15 protein-coding genes and 1 pseudogene are annotated in these 14,346 nt (G+C 63.3%); 9 read left to right on the top strand and 7 right to left on the bottom strand.

Features of this window, described 5'->3' with window-relative positions:
• Positions 1 to 67: 67 nt before the first annotated feature.
• Positions 68 to 802 carry an SDR family NAD(P)-dependent oxidoreductase gene (locus ABIG06_RS18265; RefSeq protein ID WP_199752227.1) on the bottom strand — a complete coding sequence of 245 codons (735 nt, stop codon included), beginning with the start codon at positions 800 to 802 and terminating at the stop codon, positions 68 to 70.
• A gap of 160 nt (positions 803 to 962) precedes the next feature.
• Here ABIG06_RS18265 and ABIG06_RS18260 point away from each other — a divergent pair, with 160 nt between their 5' ends.
• Together ABIG06_RS18260 and ABIG06_RS18255 are read left to right on the top strand one after the other, a co-directional pair.
• Positions 963 to 1,334 carry a winged helix-turn-helix transcriptional regulator gene (locus tag ABIG06_RS18260; protein ID WP_370140870.1) on the top strand — a complete coding sequence of 124 codons (372 nt, stop codon included), beginning with the start codon at positions 963 to 965 and terminating at the stop codon, positions 1,332 to 1,334.
• Positions 1,335 to 1,563: 229 nt separating this feature from the next.
• Positions 1,564 to 1,890, top strand: a complete 327-nt coding sequence (locus ABIG06_RS18255; RefSeq protein WP_370138017.1) for a hypothetical protein — start codon at positions 1,564 to 1,566, stop codon at positions 1,888 to 1,890.
• Between the two features lie 167 nt (positions 1,891 to 2,057).
• Here ABIG06_RS18255 and ABIG06_RS18250 read toward each other — a convergent pair.
• Positions 2,058 to 2,265: pseudogene (locus ABIG06_RS18250) on the bottom strand (IS5/IS1182 family transposase); the annotation flags it as partial.
• 418 nt (positions 2,266 to 2,683) lie between these two features.
• Here ABIG06_RS18250 and ABIG06_RS18245 point away from each other — a divergent pair.
• The 4 genes from ABIG06_RS18245 to ABIG06_RS18230 all read left to right on the top strand — a co-directional run bounded on the left by ABIG06_RS18245 (position 2,684) and on the right by ABIG06_RS18230 (position 8,151).
• Positions 2,684 to 3,645 (top strand): IS630 family transposase gene (locus ABIG06_RS18245; RefSeq protein ID WP_370134972.1). Its coding sequence is split into 2 segments (ribosomal slippage): positions 2,684 to 3,020 and positions 3,020 to 3,645, totalling 963 coding nucleotides; the frame shifts between segments, so codons are not numbered across the junction.
• Positions 3,646 to 3,823: 178 nt separating this feature from the next.
• Complete coding sequence (locus ABIG06_RS18240) at positions 3,824 to 6,322, top strand: hypothetical protein (protein ID WP_370138014.1); 2,499 nt, start codon at positions 3,824 to 3,826, stop codon at positions 6,320 to 6,322.
• A gap of 597 nt (positions 6,323 to 6,919) precedes the next feature.
• Positions 6,920 to 7,651 (top strand): haloacid dehalogenase type II, encoded by a 732-nt coding sequence (locus ABIG06_RS18235; RefSeq protein WP_370138012.1) that lies wholly within the window; start codon positions 6,920 to 6,922, stop codon positions 7,649 to 7,651.
• Between the two features lie 32 nt (positions 7,652 to 7,683).
• A complete protein-coding gene (locus tag ABIG06_RS18230; RefSeq protein WP_124163069.1) occupies positions 7,684 to 8,151 on the top strand; it encodes a YbaK/EbsC family protein in 468 nt (155 codons plus the stop codon).
• A gap of 106 nt (positions 8,152 to 8,257) precedes the next feature.
• Here ABIG06_RS18230 and ABIG06_RS18225 read toward each other — a convergent pair whose 3' ends face one another.
• A complete protein-coding gene (locus ABIG06_RS18225) occupies positions 8,258 to 8,608 on the bottom strand; it encodes a hypothetical protein (RefSeq protein ID WP_370138010.1) in 351 nt (116 codons plus the stop codon).
• 94 nt (positions 8,609 to 8,702) lie between these two features.
• Positions 8,703 to 8,846, bottom strand: a complete 144-nt coding sequence (locus ABIG06_RS18220; protein ID WP_370138008.1) for a hypothetical protein — start codon at positions 8,844 to 8,846, stop codon at positions 8,703 to 8,705.
• A 224-nt stretch (positions 8,847 to 9,070) separates the two neighbouring features.
• Here ABIG06_RS18220 and ABIG06_RS18215 point away from each other — a divergent pair, with 224 nt between their 5' ends.
• Positions 9,071 to 9,328 carry a hypothetical protein gene (locus ABIG06_RS18215; RefSeq protein ID WP_199752229.1) on the top strand — a complete coding sequence of 86 codons (258 nt, stop codon included), beginning with the start codon at positions 9,071 to 9,073 and terminating at the stop codon, positions 9,326 to 9,328.
• Between the two features lie 49 nt (positions 9,329 to 9,377).
• Here the strand turns inward: ABIG06_RS18215 and ABIG06_RS18210 are convergent, their stop codons facing one another.
• Positions 9,378 to 10,313 (bottom strand): LysR family transcriptional regulator, encoded by a 936-nt coding sequence (locus ABIG06_RS18210; protein WP_124163072.1) that lies wholly within the window; start codon positions 10,311 to 10,313, stop codon positions 9,378 to 9,380.
• Positions 10,314 to 10,428: 115 nt separating this feature from the next.
• On the opposite strand from ABIG06_RS18210, the gene ABIG06_RS18205 reads away from it, so the two are divergent.
• Together ABIG06_RS18205 and wrbA are read left to right on the top strand one after the other, a co-directional pair.
• Positions 10,429 to 11,127, top strand: coding sequence for a pirin family protein (locus ABIG06_RS18205; protein WP_370138006.1), 699 nt, complete (start codon positions 10,429 to 10,431; stop codon positions 11,125 to 11,127).
• Between the two features lie 150 nt (positions 11,128 to 11,277).
• Positions 11,278 to 11,877 carry an NAD(P)H:quinone oxidoreductase gene (gene wrbA, locus ABIG06_RS18200; protein WP_124163074.1) on the top strand — a complete coding sequence of 200 codons (600 nt, stop codon included), beginning with the start codon at positions 11,278 to 11,280 and terminating at the stop codon, positions 11,875 to 11,877.
• Between the two features lie 278 nt (positions 11,878 to 12,155).
• Here wrbA and ABIG06_RS18195 read toward each other — a convergent pair whose 3' ends face one another.
• Together ABIG06_RS18195 and ABIG06_RS18190 are read right to left on the bottom strand one after the other, a co-directional pair.
• Entirely contained in the window at positions 12,156 to 13,040 is an 885-nt protein-coding gene (locus ABIG06_RS18195) for a protein-L-isoaspartate O-methyltransferase family protein (RefSeq protein ID WP_370138005.1), read from the bottom strand.
• 75 nt (positions 13,041 to 13,115) lie between these two features.
• Positions 13,116 to 14,261, bottom strand: a complete 1,146-nt coding sequence (locus ABIG06_RS18190) for a GNAT family N-acetyltransferase (protein ID WP_370138004.1) — start codon at positions 14,259 to 14,261, stop codon at positions 13,116 to 13,118.
• Positions 14,262 to 14,346: the final 85 nt, after the last annotated feature.

The raw sequence follows: 14,346 nt of genomic DNA, 5'->3' as shown, positions 1-14,346 counted from the left end.
CTCACTCCTCACGCCTTCGAAGGAGCATCGAGGGCTTCGATCGAGCGACCGAAGCCCTCATGCTCACTCAGACCTGCGCCAGGCCTCCATCGACGAAGACCTCGCCGCCCGTCATGAAGCTGCTGTCCGAGGACGCCAGGAACGCGGCCACGGCGCCGGTCTCGCTCGGATCGCCTACGCGCCCGATGGGGGTTGAGCTGCCGAGTGCATCAAATGCTTCCTCGCCCACGACCTCCAGCGCCAGCTCAGTCTTGGTCGGCCCCGGCGACAGCACATTGACGCGGATGCCCGTGCCGCGCAGGTCCAGCGCCCAGCTGCGCGCCAGATTGCGGATCGCGGCCTTGGTCGCGCTGTAGATGCTGAATTGCGGCGTCCCCATCACGCCCGTGCTCGATCCCGTCAGGATGATCGACGATCCCCTCCGCATCAGCGGCAGGGCTTTCTGCACCGTGAACACCAGCCCTTTCACATTGACGTCGAAGATATGATCGTAGTGCTCGACCGTGATCTCGCCGAGCGGGGCAAACAACCCGGTCCCAGCGTTGGCGAACAGAATGTCGAGCCCGCCCCGTTCCGCCTTCACCGTCTCATACAGCCGGTCGAGGTCGGCCAGATCCGTCACCGAGCCCCTGACGGCTCGCGCCGAGGATCCGAGCTTCGCCACGGCGGCGTCGAGCGGCTCCTGCCGCCGTCCGAACAGATAGACGAACGCGCCTTCGTCGACGAACCGTTTCGCCGCGCCAAATCCGATGCCCGTGCCGCCGCCGGTCACCACCGCCGTCTTGCCTTGTAGTCTGCTCATGATGTGCTCCTTCACTAGGGTTGCACTGAGCTGGCGGCCTACCCACCTATCGACAAGTATGCACCTTTTGGTAAGTACCCAAAAAATGTCATCAGATCGTTCGGACCCCATCTCCCCGCCGGCGCAGGCTCAAGCAGACGTCCAGACCTGCACGCCGACGTTGCCCGGCTTCACCTGCGGCCTGGATGCGACGCTGCGGGTCGTCGCCGGCAAGTGGAAGCCGCTGATCCTCTACTTCCTCGCCCAGGACGGCCCGACCCGCTACGGCGAGCTCCGGCGCGCCATCCGCGACGTCAGCGACAAGGTGCTGATCCAGCAACTCAAGGAGCTGGAGGCCGACGGTCTCGTGAAGCGGACCGACTACAAGGAGGTGCCGCCGCGGGTGGACTATAGCCTCACGCCTTTGGGCCAGAGCCTCGCCCAAGCTCTCGTGCCACTCTGCACGTGGGGCACCGAGCACATGGCGGAGGTCAGCCAGGTGTTCGCCGAGCGGGCCACCTGGACGCGGCGAGAACGTCAGCCGACCGTCTAGCTTGCGCTGCTCGTCGTTCGAGGTCTGCTCCGCCCCCGATCGCAGCGCGTTGGCGTAACTCGCCTTGAGTCCGGCTCGAGCCAAAAGCGGACGTTTAGTCGTTAGGTCAGGCAGGTCCCGAGCCAATCCTTGTCTGATCGCCAGCCCTTTTGAAAATAGCGATCGTGACCACGAACGTTGGGAAAAGTGGCGCGTTGAGCGGGATAGGGCACCGCATTGGAGAAGAAGCATGCGAACCGTAACTCTCGCGATGATTGTAGTTGCCGCAAGCGCAATTGCCTTCCAGGCAACAGCGCAACAGCAAGCCGCGCCTAGTGAGCAAACCAAGGACGAGATGCGCACTGACGTAGACAAAGGGCTCAAGACGAGCGAGCCCAACGAGCAGATGCAGCGCGACGCGGATAAAGGGACCAAGACACGCAATTCAGGCGCGTCCGGATACGTTGCCGACCAAGACAAGCCGGGCGCCTCTGCGCATCCCCCGGGCCAACCGGGGAGTGAACAGACGACTGGTTCTGGCAGCCAGACTGGCCCTTCGAAACAAGGCCAGCAGTAATCGCTTGGCCGACCTCGTGCTCACCTTGCGCGACTCGTCATAAAGCAGTGCCAAGGGCAGCTTCGCGTATGGCGTTCAGGAAGACGATGGGTGCCCAATGCAGCCATGGTCCCTGAACCAGGTAACTCTGTTGGGTTCGTAGTCTCAGCAAGATCGATGCGTGCAAGGATGTAAAGCTTCAGAAGAACCGAGGGGGTGGTACGACGGTCGACCCGTTGCCGCCGGCTCCCCCTCAAAGCCCATCTCAACCAAATCGAGCGCATCGACAAATACGTCGATCACGCGAACGGGGTTGCGCTCGTCAATGAAATCATCGAGGCGTTCCGGCAATAGCGTCCATTGCCCACGATCCGCCTCTTCAACGAAGCGCTTCATCAATTCCCTCGCAGAATCACGAGAGAATCATAACAGCGGCACAGTGTTTTCACACAGCCAGGGTCAAACGCGCCGTCTTAGACTAGCAGTCAGTCGGGTACTTCCGGCCTACCCCAATGAACGGACATCTTCAGAGCCGGTCGCCATATCTCGAAGGTGCCGCTTCCAGGATTCTCAGCACGCCTCGGAAGTAGACGTTCGCGTTACGCGGACCGGCCGCGACGCCACCTGTCATCAGCCCTGCCGCAGGACATCGCCGCTGGTGGCAGATATGCGCCACTCACGATGAACATGCTGCCGCTCGGCGGCCCGCGCTTGAACTCCTAGAGCGGTAGCCTACCTGACTGAATCGTTTGGGATTCCCAAATCAGCGGTTTAATGATTCAAACTGTCTGCCGGGGACTGGAGGCCGGCGGGCATGGCGAAACCGTTGTCGATGGATCTTCGTGAACGCGTTCTCGGCTGTATTGAAGGGGGCGTTTCAGGCCGGCAGGCTGCCGAGCGATTTGGCGTCAGTCCGGCGAGCGTAAGCCGCTGGCGAACGCGTGAGCGCAAGCAAGGCGATGCCCTGCCGAGGGCTCAAGGGGGCGATCGCAAGTCTCACCGCATTGATGCCCATCAGGCGACGATCATGGCTCTGCTCGAGGCTTCGCCCGATATTACCATCGAGGAATTGCGGCATAGCTTGAGCAAACAAGGCCTATCCTTCGGCTATGGCACGATCCGCCGCTTCTTCGCGCGTCACAAGATCACGCGCAAAAAAAGACTGCCCATGCCGCAGAGCAGGACCGTCCGGATGTCTTGAAGGGGCGCGAGGCTTGGCGCGAGCGTCAGGACAAGCTCGACCGGGATCGCCTCGTCTTCATTGACGAGACCTGGGCATCGACCAACATGGCGCGGACACATGGCCGCTGCCGGCGCGGCGAACGCCTGCGCGCCGCCATTCCGCACGGCCATTGGAAAACGACAACCTGCGTAGCTGCTCTCACCACGCACGGCATCATCGCTCCCTGGGTGCTCGACGGTCCCATCAACCGCGACGCCTTTGAGACCTATGTCGAAAAAGTGCTCGTCCCCGAGCTGCCCGAGCACGCCATCGTCATCATGGACAATCTGTCCAGCCACAAAGGGCCACGCATACGCGAGATGATCGAGGCGGCCGGCGCCACGCTCCTCTATCTCCCGCCGTACAGCCCCGACCTCAATCCCATCGAGAACGCCTTCGCCAAGCTCAAGGCGCACTTGCGAAAGGCCGCCGAACGTACCGTCGGCGGCCTTTGGGACGCGATCGGGCGCATCGTCGACACCTACACGCCCACTGAATCCAAAAACTACTTCGCCGCCGCCGGCTATTTGCAACCTGATCGGCTAACGCTCTAAGCCGTCCCTGCCGGCCAAGCTGGAGACCCAGCTTGCGTACATTCAAGATTCCGCACTACACTCTTAGACAGCATCGGCTCACTAACGTATCCACAAGTTGTGTCCCGCAATTAACGGGACATTAACCTGCGGCTCAAGCGCGTACCGTGGCCTTGTCGGACAGGAGTGGACCAGTCCCATGTGGAAAGACCCCATCGAGAGCACGCCTTCGATCATCCAGACCGATTTCGGGCCCTTCGGGCAGAGCCTGCCGGGGGACGGTGAAGCCTATTGCGGCCCGACGTCGATGGTCATGGGCCTTTACTGGCTATCGGCAAACGGCTTCACGCAGGTTGCTCCTGTGGTCTACAACGGCGAGGATGACCCCGTGGCGATCAACCTGGAAAGGGTGGTCGCGGGCTTGATGCAGACGTCAAGCGAGAGCGGCAGCTTCGTGGACGGCATGACGAGCGGGATGGCCGACTATCTGTCGGCCTGCGGAATCGGGCCTGATCTCTATCATTTGACGAGCAATCCCAATCCGGACCTCGCGTGGCTCGCCGATCAATTGGCCCCGAACGTGTCCGAGAGTCCGCAGACGATCGTCTTGGCCAATTTCGCGGTTGGCTGGTTTTCCGTTTCCCAGACGACGAAGGGATACATGGAAAATAGCGGCGGCCATGTCCTCGCGCCGCTCACGGTGAACCTGGCGGGCGGCACGATCACCATCAACAACGCTTTCCCCGCCTCGTTCGAGAACGTACCCAACCTCCCGTCCAGCAATCCGCAGACCGTCCAGATCGCGCAGATGCCCAGCGGATGGAAGCTGGAAAATCAGCCGCTCCCCTCCGAAGACTACAGCCAGGTCGTCACCGACGCGCTCACCGGGAGGGGCGTCTACGCCGTGCTCTGGCAGGGGCAAGCTTGGGCGATCTCGCCGTCGGCGCTGCCCTCGAAATCCGGATATGAACCCAGCACTTGGACGATCAACAAGCCTAAGGTCATCAACACGAACGGCGGCACGCTGACCGTCGTCGCGCCGATCTCCGGGCTGGGCGGCCTCCAAAAATACGGCGAAGGCACGCTCCTGCTCACCAACACGAACCAGCTGATGGGACAGAACATCGTGGGCGCCGGGACGCTGGCAAGTACCCGGACATCCGGCACACCATTTGGCAGCTTCAGGGTGACGGTGACGAACGGCGGAATACTCGAGCTTCGTTCGGACGGCGCGACGGTCGATGTGCAGATCGCCTCGGGATCTCTGGCGACATTCGTCATCGGCTCTACGGGAGGCGCCTTGCAGCTTTCCGGAAGCGGCAACTATCGCGTCGTAATCGGGGGCAATGACGACGGTACCCTGGCGAACATTGTCCGCAACTCCGGCGGAACTCTTGTCATCGTGCCGGGCGGCGGCATGGCCCAGCTTGGGCTGACGCAGCAGGTGTTCGTGGCAGGAACGGGAGCAAACCTGCCCATCGTCACGAACGGGATCGTCGCTCCCTACATTCTCGGAGAGGACGACGACGCGGCCAGCTCGGGCAAGTTTCTGACCTATTCGCCCTCCGAAGGCTTCGCAAGCGCGGCGACCGTGTCGTCGACCGATGTCGGCATCAACGACGTTCCGGCCGATGCCGTCTACGAGGTCGTCGACAGCCAGGCGATCGAGAGCGGCGGTGTGCCGCAGGTGGCGGCGCTCGAAGTGAACGGCGGGGCGATTACGGGCAGCGATGCGAGCATTCTGGTCGGAAGCCAGGCGAGCGGCGACGCCGCGGGCCTCATCATGAACGGCGGCAGCATCGCTACTGCGAGCCTTTCGTTCGGCGCGGCAGAAGGCCTGATCTACACCAATGCCGCCGGCGGTAATTCGCAGATCGCAGCCGCCATCGAGGGATCGGCGGGCCTGACGATCTTCGGTCCCGGCACGCTGACCCTGAGTGCAGACAGCAGCGGCACGCTTTCCGGCCTGATCAGGGTCAATGGGGGTACGCTGATTGCGGGCGCTACCGGTGGATCAGCAACGGGTGCCGGCGAGGTGCAGGTATCCTACGCGGCGACGCTGGAGGTCGCCGGCACGGTGACCGGCGCGGTTGTCGTCGGCGAGTCGGGCACACTGTTCATGAACGGTGGGACGGTCTCGGGCCCGGTCACTATTGCAGCGACCGGCACCGATACGCCTGCTCCCGGCGGCATATTACAAGGGAGCGGAACAATCAGCGGGACCACCTCCGTCAGCGGCATCATCCAGTCAGGCCCGCAGGCTGGCCTGATCACGTTCACCGGCGAAACCAATATGACCGGCGACGCGAGCTTCTATTGGCGGCTGCAGAAGCTCGTGGACGATGCGGATCCCGGTGCCGGACCCGGGATCTACTGGAACGCGCTGCAGTTCAACTCGCCGGATACGAACCTCGGCACCAAGAATGCACCTCTCTGGCTCTTCCTCGACTTCAGCGCCCTCGACGGGGACCCGGACGGCGGCGACGCGTTCTGGCAGAAGCCCCATACCTGGACGCTCTTTACCTACGCAGCCGATGCCGGCCGCTATTGGCCGGCGTACGAGAACTTCTCGTACCAGTCCGGAAGCTTCAACACGGTCTTCGACAACTGGGTCGTGTCCCTGCAGTGGAAACCGGCGGCCTCGCCGCAGAGCCTCCCCGATCGATGGCGCGCGAACGCTCGTGCGAGAAGCCGGTAACCGACCCGCGGCAAAGGGTGACCTTCAAAAATGAAAGAGGCCGCCAACTGAGGCGGCCTAACTCTCGGTTCTTATCCTCTGCCGTCTCGACATCTCCGATAAGGCTCGGCCTTTGATGCGGGGACCGTGTATGCGCGCCACTCCGCATAGGTGAAGCCGTATTTCTTCATGCAAGCCAATGCATGCGGAGAACTATTGCTGGGCTCCGCGCCACTGTCGCGCCGCTTGGCCTGCTCCACCGAAGTGCCATCACGCTTTGCTTGGCAGACCGGATCGTGGTGGCAAGCATACGGCGGAGCTGCCAAGGCTGGAGACGCAATTAGGGCTATAGCCAAAGTAAAAACATGCTTCATGATTCCCCCACAGGTTGAACGGGGAAACCATTACCGAGCGCCCCCAAGGCGGTAAAGGTGTGCTGAGACAGTTACCAACCAGAATAAACTAGGGACGGGAGAACGGCAGCACGTCCGATGTGGGTCACACAAGCCGCCGATCGCACTTGCAGTGGCAGACTTCCGCTTTGCTCTGGTAAGCTGAAGATGATGTGCACTCCCAAGCGGAGTTCTTGCGAACCACAACGGCCTGGAAGGACAGCCCATGAGCATCAAAGCCGTCGTCTTCGACGCCTACGGAACGTTGTACGACATCCAGTCGGTCGCTGACATCACGGAGGATGCGTTTCCGGGCTATGGCGAGATCATCACGCAGGTCTGGCGCATCAAGCAGCTCGAATACACATGGTTGCGCTCGCTGATGCAACGCTACCAGGATTTTGCCGTCGTCACCCGCGACTCGCTCGCCTATACGCTGCGAATATTGGGGCTTGCTTACGAGAACGACGCATTCGAGCGTGTGATCGAGAAATATCTGCACCTCGATCTCTATGCGGACGCGACGGCAGCGCTCACGGCGCTGAAGCCGCGCAAGCTCGCCATCCTCTCCAACGGCAGCCCGGACATGCTGAATGCGCTGGTGCGCAATTCCGGGCTCGATGCCCTGCTCGATGCCACCATCAGCGTCGATGCGAAGAAAATCTTCAAGCCGAGCCCGCAGGCCTATGAGCTGATCGGCGATGTGCTCGGCACCGGGCCGGACGAGGTACTTTTCGTCTCCTCCAATCCCTGGGACGCCGCCGGGGCGAAATCGTTCGGATTGAAGGTTGCCTGGATCGAGCGGGTGACGCCCGAAGCGATGGCACTGGCTTGCGTCGAGAACGAACTCGTGGCACCGCTCACCATGTTCAAGGCGATCCGCACCCAGATGGACGAGCTTGGCTTTGCACCGGACCACCGCGTCCATTCGCTCTCCGAGCTGCCAGGTATCATCTGAGGTAGGTATCGCCGCCCGCCCGTGAGACTGGAATGAGCCTGGAATCCGTTCGCGCCTTCTTCGCCGAGAAAGCCCCCGACATCTCCGTCATCGAATCCCCGATCAGCTCCGCGACCGTGGCGCTGGCGGCCGAAGCCTATGGTGTCGAGCCGGGACGGATCGCCAAGACGCTGTCGTTGCGGATCGGCGAGCGCGTGATCCTGATCGTCGCCGCCGGCACCTCACGCATGGACAACAAGAAGGTGAAGGCGCAGTTCGGCGGCAAACCGAAGATGCTGGGTCTGGAGGAAGTCGCCGACATCACCGGGCACGAGGTCGGCGGCGTCTGCCCCTTCGGCCTGAAATCGCCCCTGCCGATCTATTGCGATGTCTCGCTGAAGGCGTTCGACGTCGTGGTTCCGGCCGCAGGCTCGACCCACAGCGCGGTGCGGATCACGCCTGATCGGCTGGCAGAGCTAGTCGCCGCCGAGTGGGTCGATGTCTGTGAGCACCGCCCCTAAAGCGCGATGAGATGAGGACGAATCGTCGTTGCGATGGAGCTCGTTGTTTGAGCACAATCCTTTGGCAAAACCGTCGCGCACTTTCGCGGATCATGCTTCCGAGCGGCTAGTCATCCTCGTCGTAAGGCTGCGGCCGCGCGGACGGAGGTGGCGGAGCCGCGTTGTAACGCGGTGGCGGAGCGGCGCGATTGCGCGGCACCGGCTGTTGTTGCGGCATCTGGTTGTTGGACTGGAACACCGCGCGGCAGCCGCTTGAGAGCTGCGGCGTGTTCTGCTGCAGACAAGCCGTGATGCGATTCACATCGGGAATCTGGTCGCTGCACAGACGCCATACATCGGGCGTGCAAGCCATCTGCTGTTCCATCGTGCCGCGGTATTCCTCAGCGAATACTGCGCCCTGCGCGGCGATGCCGCCAACCGCAAGCGCCACACCCAGCACAATCCGCTCTGCTCGCATGTCTCGGTCCTTCTCGAATCCGACAAATCTCTTCAATCAATGAGGCGAGAGCCGGTTCTGAACCAACAAAAAAATGTGAAAGGAGTGCAGGAACCTATTCCACCTTGCCGGTCTTCTTCACCGCCGCGATCAGCCGTGTGCCGTCGGTCGCGACGAAGTCCGACAAGGCCGGCGCGTCCTGATACGAAGCGAGACTGCCCGAGGCCTCGAACGCCTCGAGGACATCAGGACTCGTCATCGGCTGCGCCATCGCGTCTCGCGATGCGCGCCGCAATTGCCGAGCACGCACAGCTTGCCGTCATCGATCTGCGGCTTCGGTGCCTCCCCCTGATTTTCTTTGCTACGTTGATAGCCTAACCTGCCAAGCGGCAAGAACAGGACGTTTACGAAGCGTTAGCCATGTCCGGTCCGGAGCCGGGAACGCATGTCCGGACCCGCTGTTGCCCTCCCAGGGAGAGAGTGATGCGCAATCCTGGAACCATCGACGTCGCTCTGGACGAGATGCTGGTCAATCTCGCCGCGATCGTGTTGCGGCTCTCAAGACCGGACGTGACGCGAACGCCGGACGCGCGGCGCGCACTGGCGCAATCCGTCCATCAATACGCCGCCTGCGCAGCACGCTCGAGCGATCCGCGCGTTCACGAGTTGAAGATGCAGCTGGAGGAGACGCTGAGGCCGAACTTGCGAATTGTCGCAAGCGATGGCGTGGAGGTGTCTTAGTCCGATTACGCGAGATGCCGTAGCAACCGCTAAATGGTTGGTACGGCAGCTATGTGGCTCTGGCACCCATCTTCGAGCGCCGCTTGCAGATGCTGGGCAGCTCCGCCGCCAGGAAATCGCCGAGCGCTTCGACGCGTGCGGGACGCGGGCCGCCGGGCGGCGTCACCAGGTGCACGGCGCCTTCGGCCTGCGTCCAGTCCTTCAGGATGACTTCGACCTCGCCGGAGGAAATGGCTTCGCCGACGATGAATTCAGGCAGCTCGGCGATGCCGAGGCCGGCGATCAGTGCCGGCATCACGGCTTCGCCGTTGTTGACGCGAAGTTGTCCTCCCGGGCGTACGCTGACCTGCTCGCCGGCGGAATTTGTGTAGTGCCAGACGTTCGGCGTCGAGAGATAAGCGTAGCTGAAGCACTTGTGCTGGGCGAGATGCATTGGATGCGTCGGCCGTCCGTGGCGCTTCAGATACGACGGCGCGGCGACCGTGTAGCGCGGCATGGTGAAGAGCCGCCGCGCGATCAGCGAAGAGTCCGGCAACCGCGCGATCCGCACCGCCATGTCGAAACCCTCGCCGATCAGGTCGACGGTCGCATCGCTCAAATGCAGATCGACCGAGACTTCCGGATAGGCTTCGAAGAACTCCGGCAGCAGCGGCGCCACGGCCTTGATGCCGAACGTCATGGGGACGGCCAGCCGCACCAGCCCGCGCGGCGCGACCGATTGCGCCAGCGCCTCGTTCTCGGCCGCCTCGCCGTCGGCCAAGAGGCGCGTCGCACGCTCGGCCAGCTTGTGGCCGGCATCGGTCAGCGCGAGACGGCGCGAGGTGCGGTTGAACAGCCGGGCGCCGAGCCGCTCCTCCAGCCGGGTCACGGCCTTCGAAACCGTCGCCTTGGACATCGCCAGCTCGCCCGCAGCCCCCGCAAACGACCGCAGCTCCACGACTTTGGCAAAGATCGCGAGTGCTTCGAAGTCTGGGAGTTTTGCCATGGCAGCCGGTCCTAACGGGGCATTTAGGGAAACAATGCGTTTCAACAGTTTCTATTTCTATACCACAGGCGAAGGCTTATCCAAGAGGTCAATCGGACATCAAGGAATTGCACAGATGATCGAACTCAGACCTTTCGCAAAGCTCGGCGGCGCCGATCACGGCTGGCTCAAGGCCAAGCATCACTTCTCATTCGCTGGCCACTATGACCCGAACAACATGGGCCACGGCGCCTTGCGGGTGTGGAATGACGACGAGATCGCACCGAACACCGGCTTTCCCGCCCATCCCCACGCCAACATGGAAATCATCACCTATGTGCGCGAGGGCGCAATCACCCATCAGGACAGCCTCGGCAACGAAGGCCGGACTAAAGCGGGCGATGTGCAGGTGATGAGCGCCGGCAGCGGCATCCGCCACTCCGAGTACAATCTCGAGCCGACCAGGACGCGGATCTTTCAGATCTGGATCGAGCCGACCGCGCGAGGCGGCCAGCCGACCTGGGGCTCCAAACCGTTCCCGAAGGCGGACCGCTCCGGCAAGCTCGTCACCATTGCGAGCGGATTTGGGGACGATAAGGACGCACTGCCGATCCGCGCCGATGCGCGGGTGCTCGCCAGCACGCTGAAGGCCGGCGAGAGCGCCGAGTATGAGCCGCAGCAGTCGCGGCACCTCTACCTCGTGCCCGCTGCGGGCTCCGTCGAGATCAACGGCGTCCGCGTCAATGCCCGCGACGGCGCCGCGATCCGCGACGAGAAGCGGCTGAAGATCACCGCGCTCGAAGACTCCGAGCTCGTGCTCGTCGACGCAGCCTAGAGCGCATCCACACACCAACTCGTCATGCCCGGCCTTGAGCCGGGCATCCATCGCCTTCGCATGAAGCTTCGAAGAGCGATGGGTTGCCGGGTCAAGCCCGGCAACGACACCGAACAGAACGACTCACCTCACCACTCAACGGAGACCACCATGACCAAAGTTCTCGTCCTCTATTATTCCGCCTATGGCCATATCGAAGCGATGGCCAATGCCGTCGCCGAAGGCGCGCGCGAGGCCGGCGCCACCGTCGACATCAAGCGCGTGCCGGAGCTGGTGCCGGCCGAGGTCGCGAAAGCCTCCTATTACAAGCTCGACCAGGCCGCGCCGGTCGCCAAAATCGAGGACCTCGCCAACTACGACGCGATCATCGTCGGCACCGGCACCCGCTTCGGCCGGATGGCCTCGCAGATGGCGAACTTCCTCGATCAGGCCGGCGGGCTGTGGGCCAAGGGCGCGCTGCACGGCAAGGTCGGCGGCGCCTTCACCTCCACCGCGACCCAGCACGGCGGCCAGGAGACCACGCTGTTCTCGATCATCACCAACCTGCTGCATTTCGGCATGGTCGTGGTCGGCATGAACTACGGCTTCGCCGGCCAGATGAAGCTCGACGAGGTCACCGGCGGCGCACCCTACGGCGCCACCACCATCACCGGCGGCGACGGCAGCCGCCAGCCCAGCAGCAACGAGCTCGCCGGCGCTCGCTATCAGGGGCGCCAGATCGCGGAAACCGCGAAGAAGCTGCACGGCTGAGCCTCGCAGTTCAGCTTACGACCGACGCATGGCTGGTGCGACTCGGGCGGCATTCTCATTCGAGGATGCCGCCCCATCTATGACCGGAATACTCGACAACGAACGAGACAACGAACGATACGAATGGCCTTCGAACTCTTGTTGATCGCGCAGATGATCCGCAAGCCCGCACAGGCGCTTGCGCGCCGCTGGTATTGTCGCAGCCTATTCCGCGCCTCGCGCGGCCGGCTTCGCTGCGCCAGTTGCACGGGATCGTAAGGCGGCGGCCTCTCGCTAGACTAGATTCGCGTGATGTCGGCGTAGGGCGGAGCTGAATCCGTCGGCTGAGGGGCCGGGGCCGTCGACAGCCACCAGCCCTCACCGGCAAACCAGCATGTCTCATCGGGAGCGCCTTCTCTCCGCAGAGACTGCACGCCTTCCCATCCTCTTGCGAACGCCTCACTCAATCGCCGACCGACCTCGGCGTCCTGCAATCCGGCACAGCCGATGAACTGGGCACGGCCGAGGAATGTCGCTGGCCAGATCGCGCCGCTATCCGGGCGGGTGATCATCAACATGCCGCCGAGCGTGCCCTCCGGCGCCAACGGGAACACCAGCCGCCCGCCGGGCCGCAGCGCATCGAGCCATTCCGCAGCCGGCTGCGCCGCGCCCGCGCAGACGTAGATCACGTCCGCAGCGGACAGATCCGACGCGATGCCGGAGCGTTCGCGCACATCCACATGGGCAATGTCCTTCAGATTGTCGCGCGCGAGCGCCGAAAGGCGCGAGTCGATCTCATAGGCGTGAACGCGGCCGCCGGGTCCGACGAGATGAGCGAGGATCGCGGTGTAATAGCCGCTGCCCGCGCCGATCTGGACCACGGTCTCGCCTTCCCTGACGGCGCAACCGCTGAGCCAGTAGGCGTGCGCACCGGGCATTCCGATATTGAGGCCGCGCGCCGCGTCCAACGCCAGCAGCGCGTTCTGGTAGATGAAGGCAGGATCGTCATCGGGCGTCACGACATAGGGGTGACTGCCGAAGGAGATCGACCACGGCCCGGGCCCGACGAACGGCTCGCGCCTGACGGTCCGAAACGCCTGCTCGATGCGAGGATCCGCAGTCTTCGCAGCGGCACAAATCAGCTGTGCATAGAATGCACGATATTTTGTCGAACGATCTTCCATGTCGCCTCCGGGAAGCGCAGACGACGATAGCACATCAATTGCGATATTCGCGTGATCCTGCAACCGGGCGTGGCGCTATCGCACTCCCTTGCCCATCGCCCGCGCCGCGAGGGCGGCGAGCTTCGGATAGCGGCGCAGGCCCTGCGCGGCATGATCGCGCCATGCGTAGGGCAAACCGCGCCAGGACAGCGCGACGCTGACATCGGTCAGCGGCACCCTCTCGGCTCCGAGGCGCCGCTTGTAGTCCTGATTGCCGATGCTGAGGTCGAAGCGGCGCAGGCCCTGCGCATGCAGCGCCGCCATGGTGCGCTCGGTCACGAGCAGGCCGGGCGAGCAGCTCGACCATGAATCGCTGGCGTGACTGATGCGCAGCAGGACATAGGTCGCGCCGTGCTTGACGCCGAGCGCGGTGGCGACGATGCCCTCATCGCACACCAGCGCCGAGACGGTGGCATAACCTTCCGCGACGCCCCGGCGGACGACCTCGCGATAGAACCGCGCATGGGCCTCGTCGTTGAGGACGAACGGCGAGCCGAGCTTTTGCATGCGCGCCTGCTGCTGCGCATCCATCACGTCCAGCAGTTCATGCGCGCGCCCGACGTTCGCGGCGATCTCGAATCGCGCGCCGGCGTGGCGGCTGAAGACCCGCCAGCAGCGCGGCATCTGCAGGCGCTTGATCGCGGCCTGGTAGTCTCGATAGTCATCGCCCATCAACACGAGATTGCCGTTGAGCGAGGAGGATCCGATCCGGCCGAGCGACACCAGCGGGTTCGGCTTGCCGCCGATCTGGGCCGGCATCTTCCTCAGGCGGAGCAGATCGAAACGGTCGGGCAGCGCGCGCAACGCGTCGATCAATGCCTTGTTGATCGCATCCGTCGCCCCCGCGTCCGGCGCGGCATCGAGCGCCAGGATCGGCGCGTTGTTGTCGGAGACGCCGAGGTCCGCGAACCCGACGATGCGGATGCCGCGCCTGATATGGCTGATCATCGGCACGATCGCGATGTCCTTGCCGGTGGCCACATCGGAGATCACGGCGATCAGCGGAGCGACGTCGCGAAACGCCTCGTACCAGGCGTCGAGCCAGTCAACATGCTGGAACGCGGTGCGGTGCCCGGTGCTCAGGCGCGAGGCCACGTGCCGCCAGTCACGCACGAAATCGATCGCGATTGCCGACGTGCTGGACACCTGGCCGTCTAGTTGCTCGACGCTGAGAAACGTCATTCCGCCGGACATACGACTACTGAATGTTTCCCGGTAGATTATGTTTTGCTGCAGACCACAAGCAACCTTGCCGCTTATCGTTAAG

Origin of the sequence: Bradyrhizobium sp. USDA 326 (assembly GCF_049739485.1) — a bacterium.
Classification (GTDB): Bacteria; Pseudomonadota; Alphaproteobacteria; order Rhizobiales; family Xanthobacteraceae; genus Bradyrhizobium.
Note: the sequence above shows the minus strand (reverse complement) of the source record. Positions and strands in the feature narration are given on the sequence as shown.

Excerpts from the sequence above, each read along its gene's own strand:
- ABIG06_RS18265 (WP_199752227.1), bottom strand. The coding sequence starts at position 802 with ATGAGCAGACTACAAGGCAAGACGGCGGTGGTGACCGGCGGCGGCACG.
- ABIG06_RS18255 (WP_370138017.1), top strand. The coding sequence starts at position 1,564 with ATGCGAACCGTAACTCTCGCGATGATTGTAGTTGCCGCAAGCGCAATT.
- ABIG06_RS18240 (WP_370138014.1), top strand. The coding sequence starts at position 3,824 with ATGTGGAAAGACCCCATCGAGAGCACGCCTTCGATCATCCAGACCGAT.
- ABIG06_RS18235 (WP_370138012.1), top strand. The coding sequence starts at position 6,920 with ATGAGCATCAAAGCCGTCGTCTTCGACGCCTACGGAACGTTGTACGAC.
- ABIG06_RS18230 (WP_124163069.1), top strand. The coding sequence starts at position 7,684 with ATGAGCCTGGAATCCGTTCGCGCCTTCTTCGCCGAGAAAGCCCCCGAC.
- ABIG06_RS18225 (WP_370138010.1), bottom strand. The coding sequence starts at position 8,608 with ATGCGAGCAGAGCGGATTGTGCTGGGTGTGGCGCTTGCGGTTGGCGGC.
- ABIG06_RS18220 (WP_370138008.1), bottom strand. The coding sequence starts at position 8,846 with ATGACGAGTCCTGATGTCCTCGAGGCGTTCGAGGCCTCGGGCAGTCTC.
- ABIG06_RS18215 (WP_199752229.1), top strand. The coding sequence starts at position 9,071 with ATGCGCAATCCTGGAACCATCGACGTCGCTCTGGACGAGATGCTGGTC.
- ABIG06_RS18210 (WP_124163072.1), bottom strand. The coding sequence starts at position 10,313 with ATGGCAAAACTCCCAGACTTCGAAGCACTCGCGATCTTTGCCAAAGTC.
- ABIG06_RS18205 (WP_370138006.1), top strand. The coding sequence starts at position 10,429 with ATGATCGAACTCAGACCTTTCGCAAAGCTCGGCGGCGCCGATCACGGC.
- wrbA (WP_124163074.1), top strand. The coding sequence starts at position 11,278 with ATGACCAAAGTTCTCGTCCTCTATTATTCCGCCTATGGCCATATCGAA.
- ABIG06_RS18195 (WP_370138005.1), bottom strand. The coding sequence starts at position 13,040 with ATGGAAGATCGTTCGACAAAATATCGTGCATTCTATGCACAGCTGATT.
- ABIG06_RS18190 (WP_370138004.1), bottom strand. The coding sequence starts at position 14,261 with ATGACGTTTCTCAGCGTCGAGCAACTAGACGGCCAGGTGTCCAGCACG.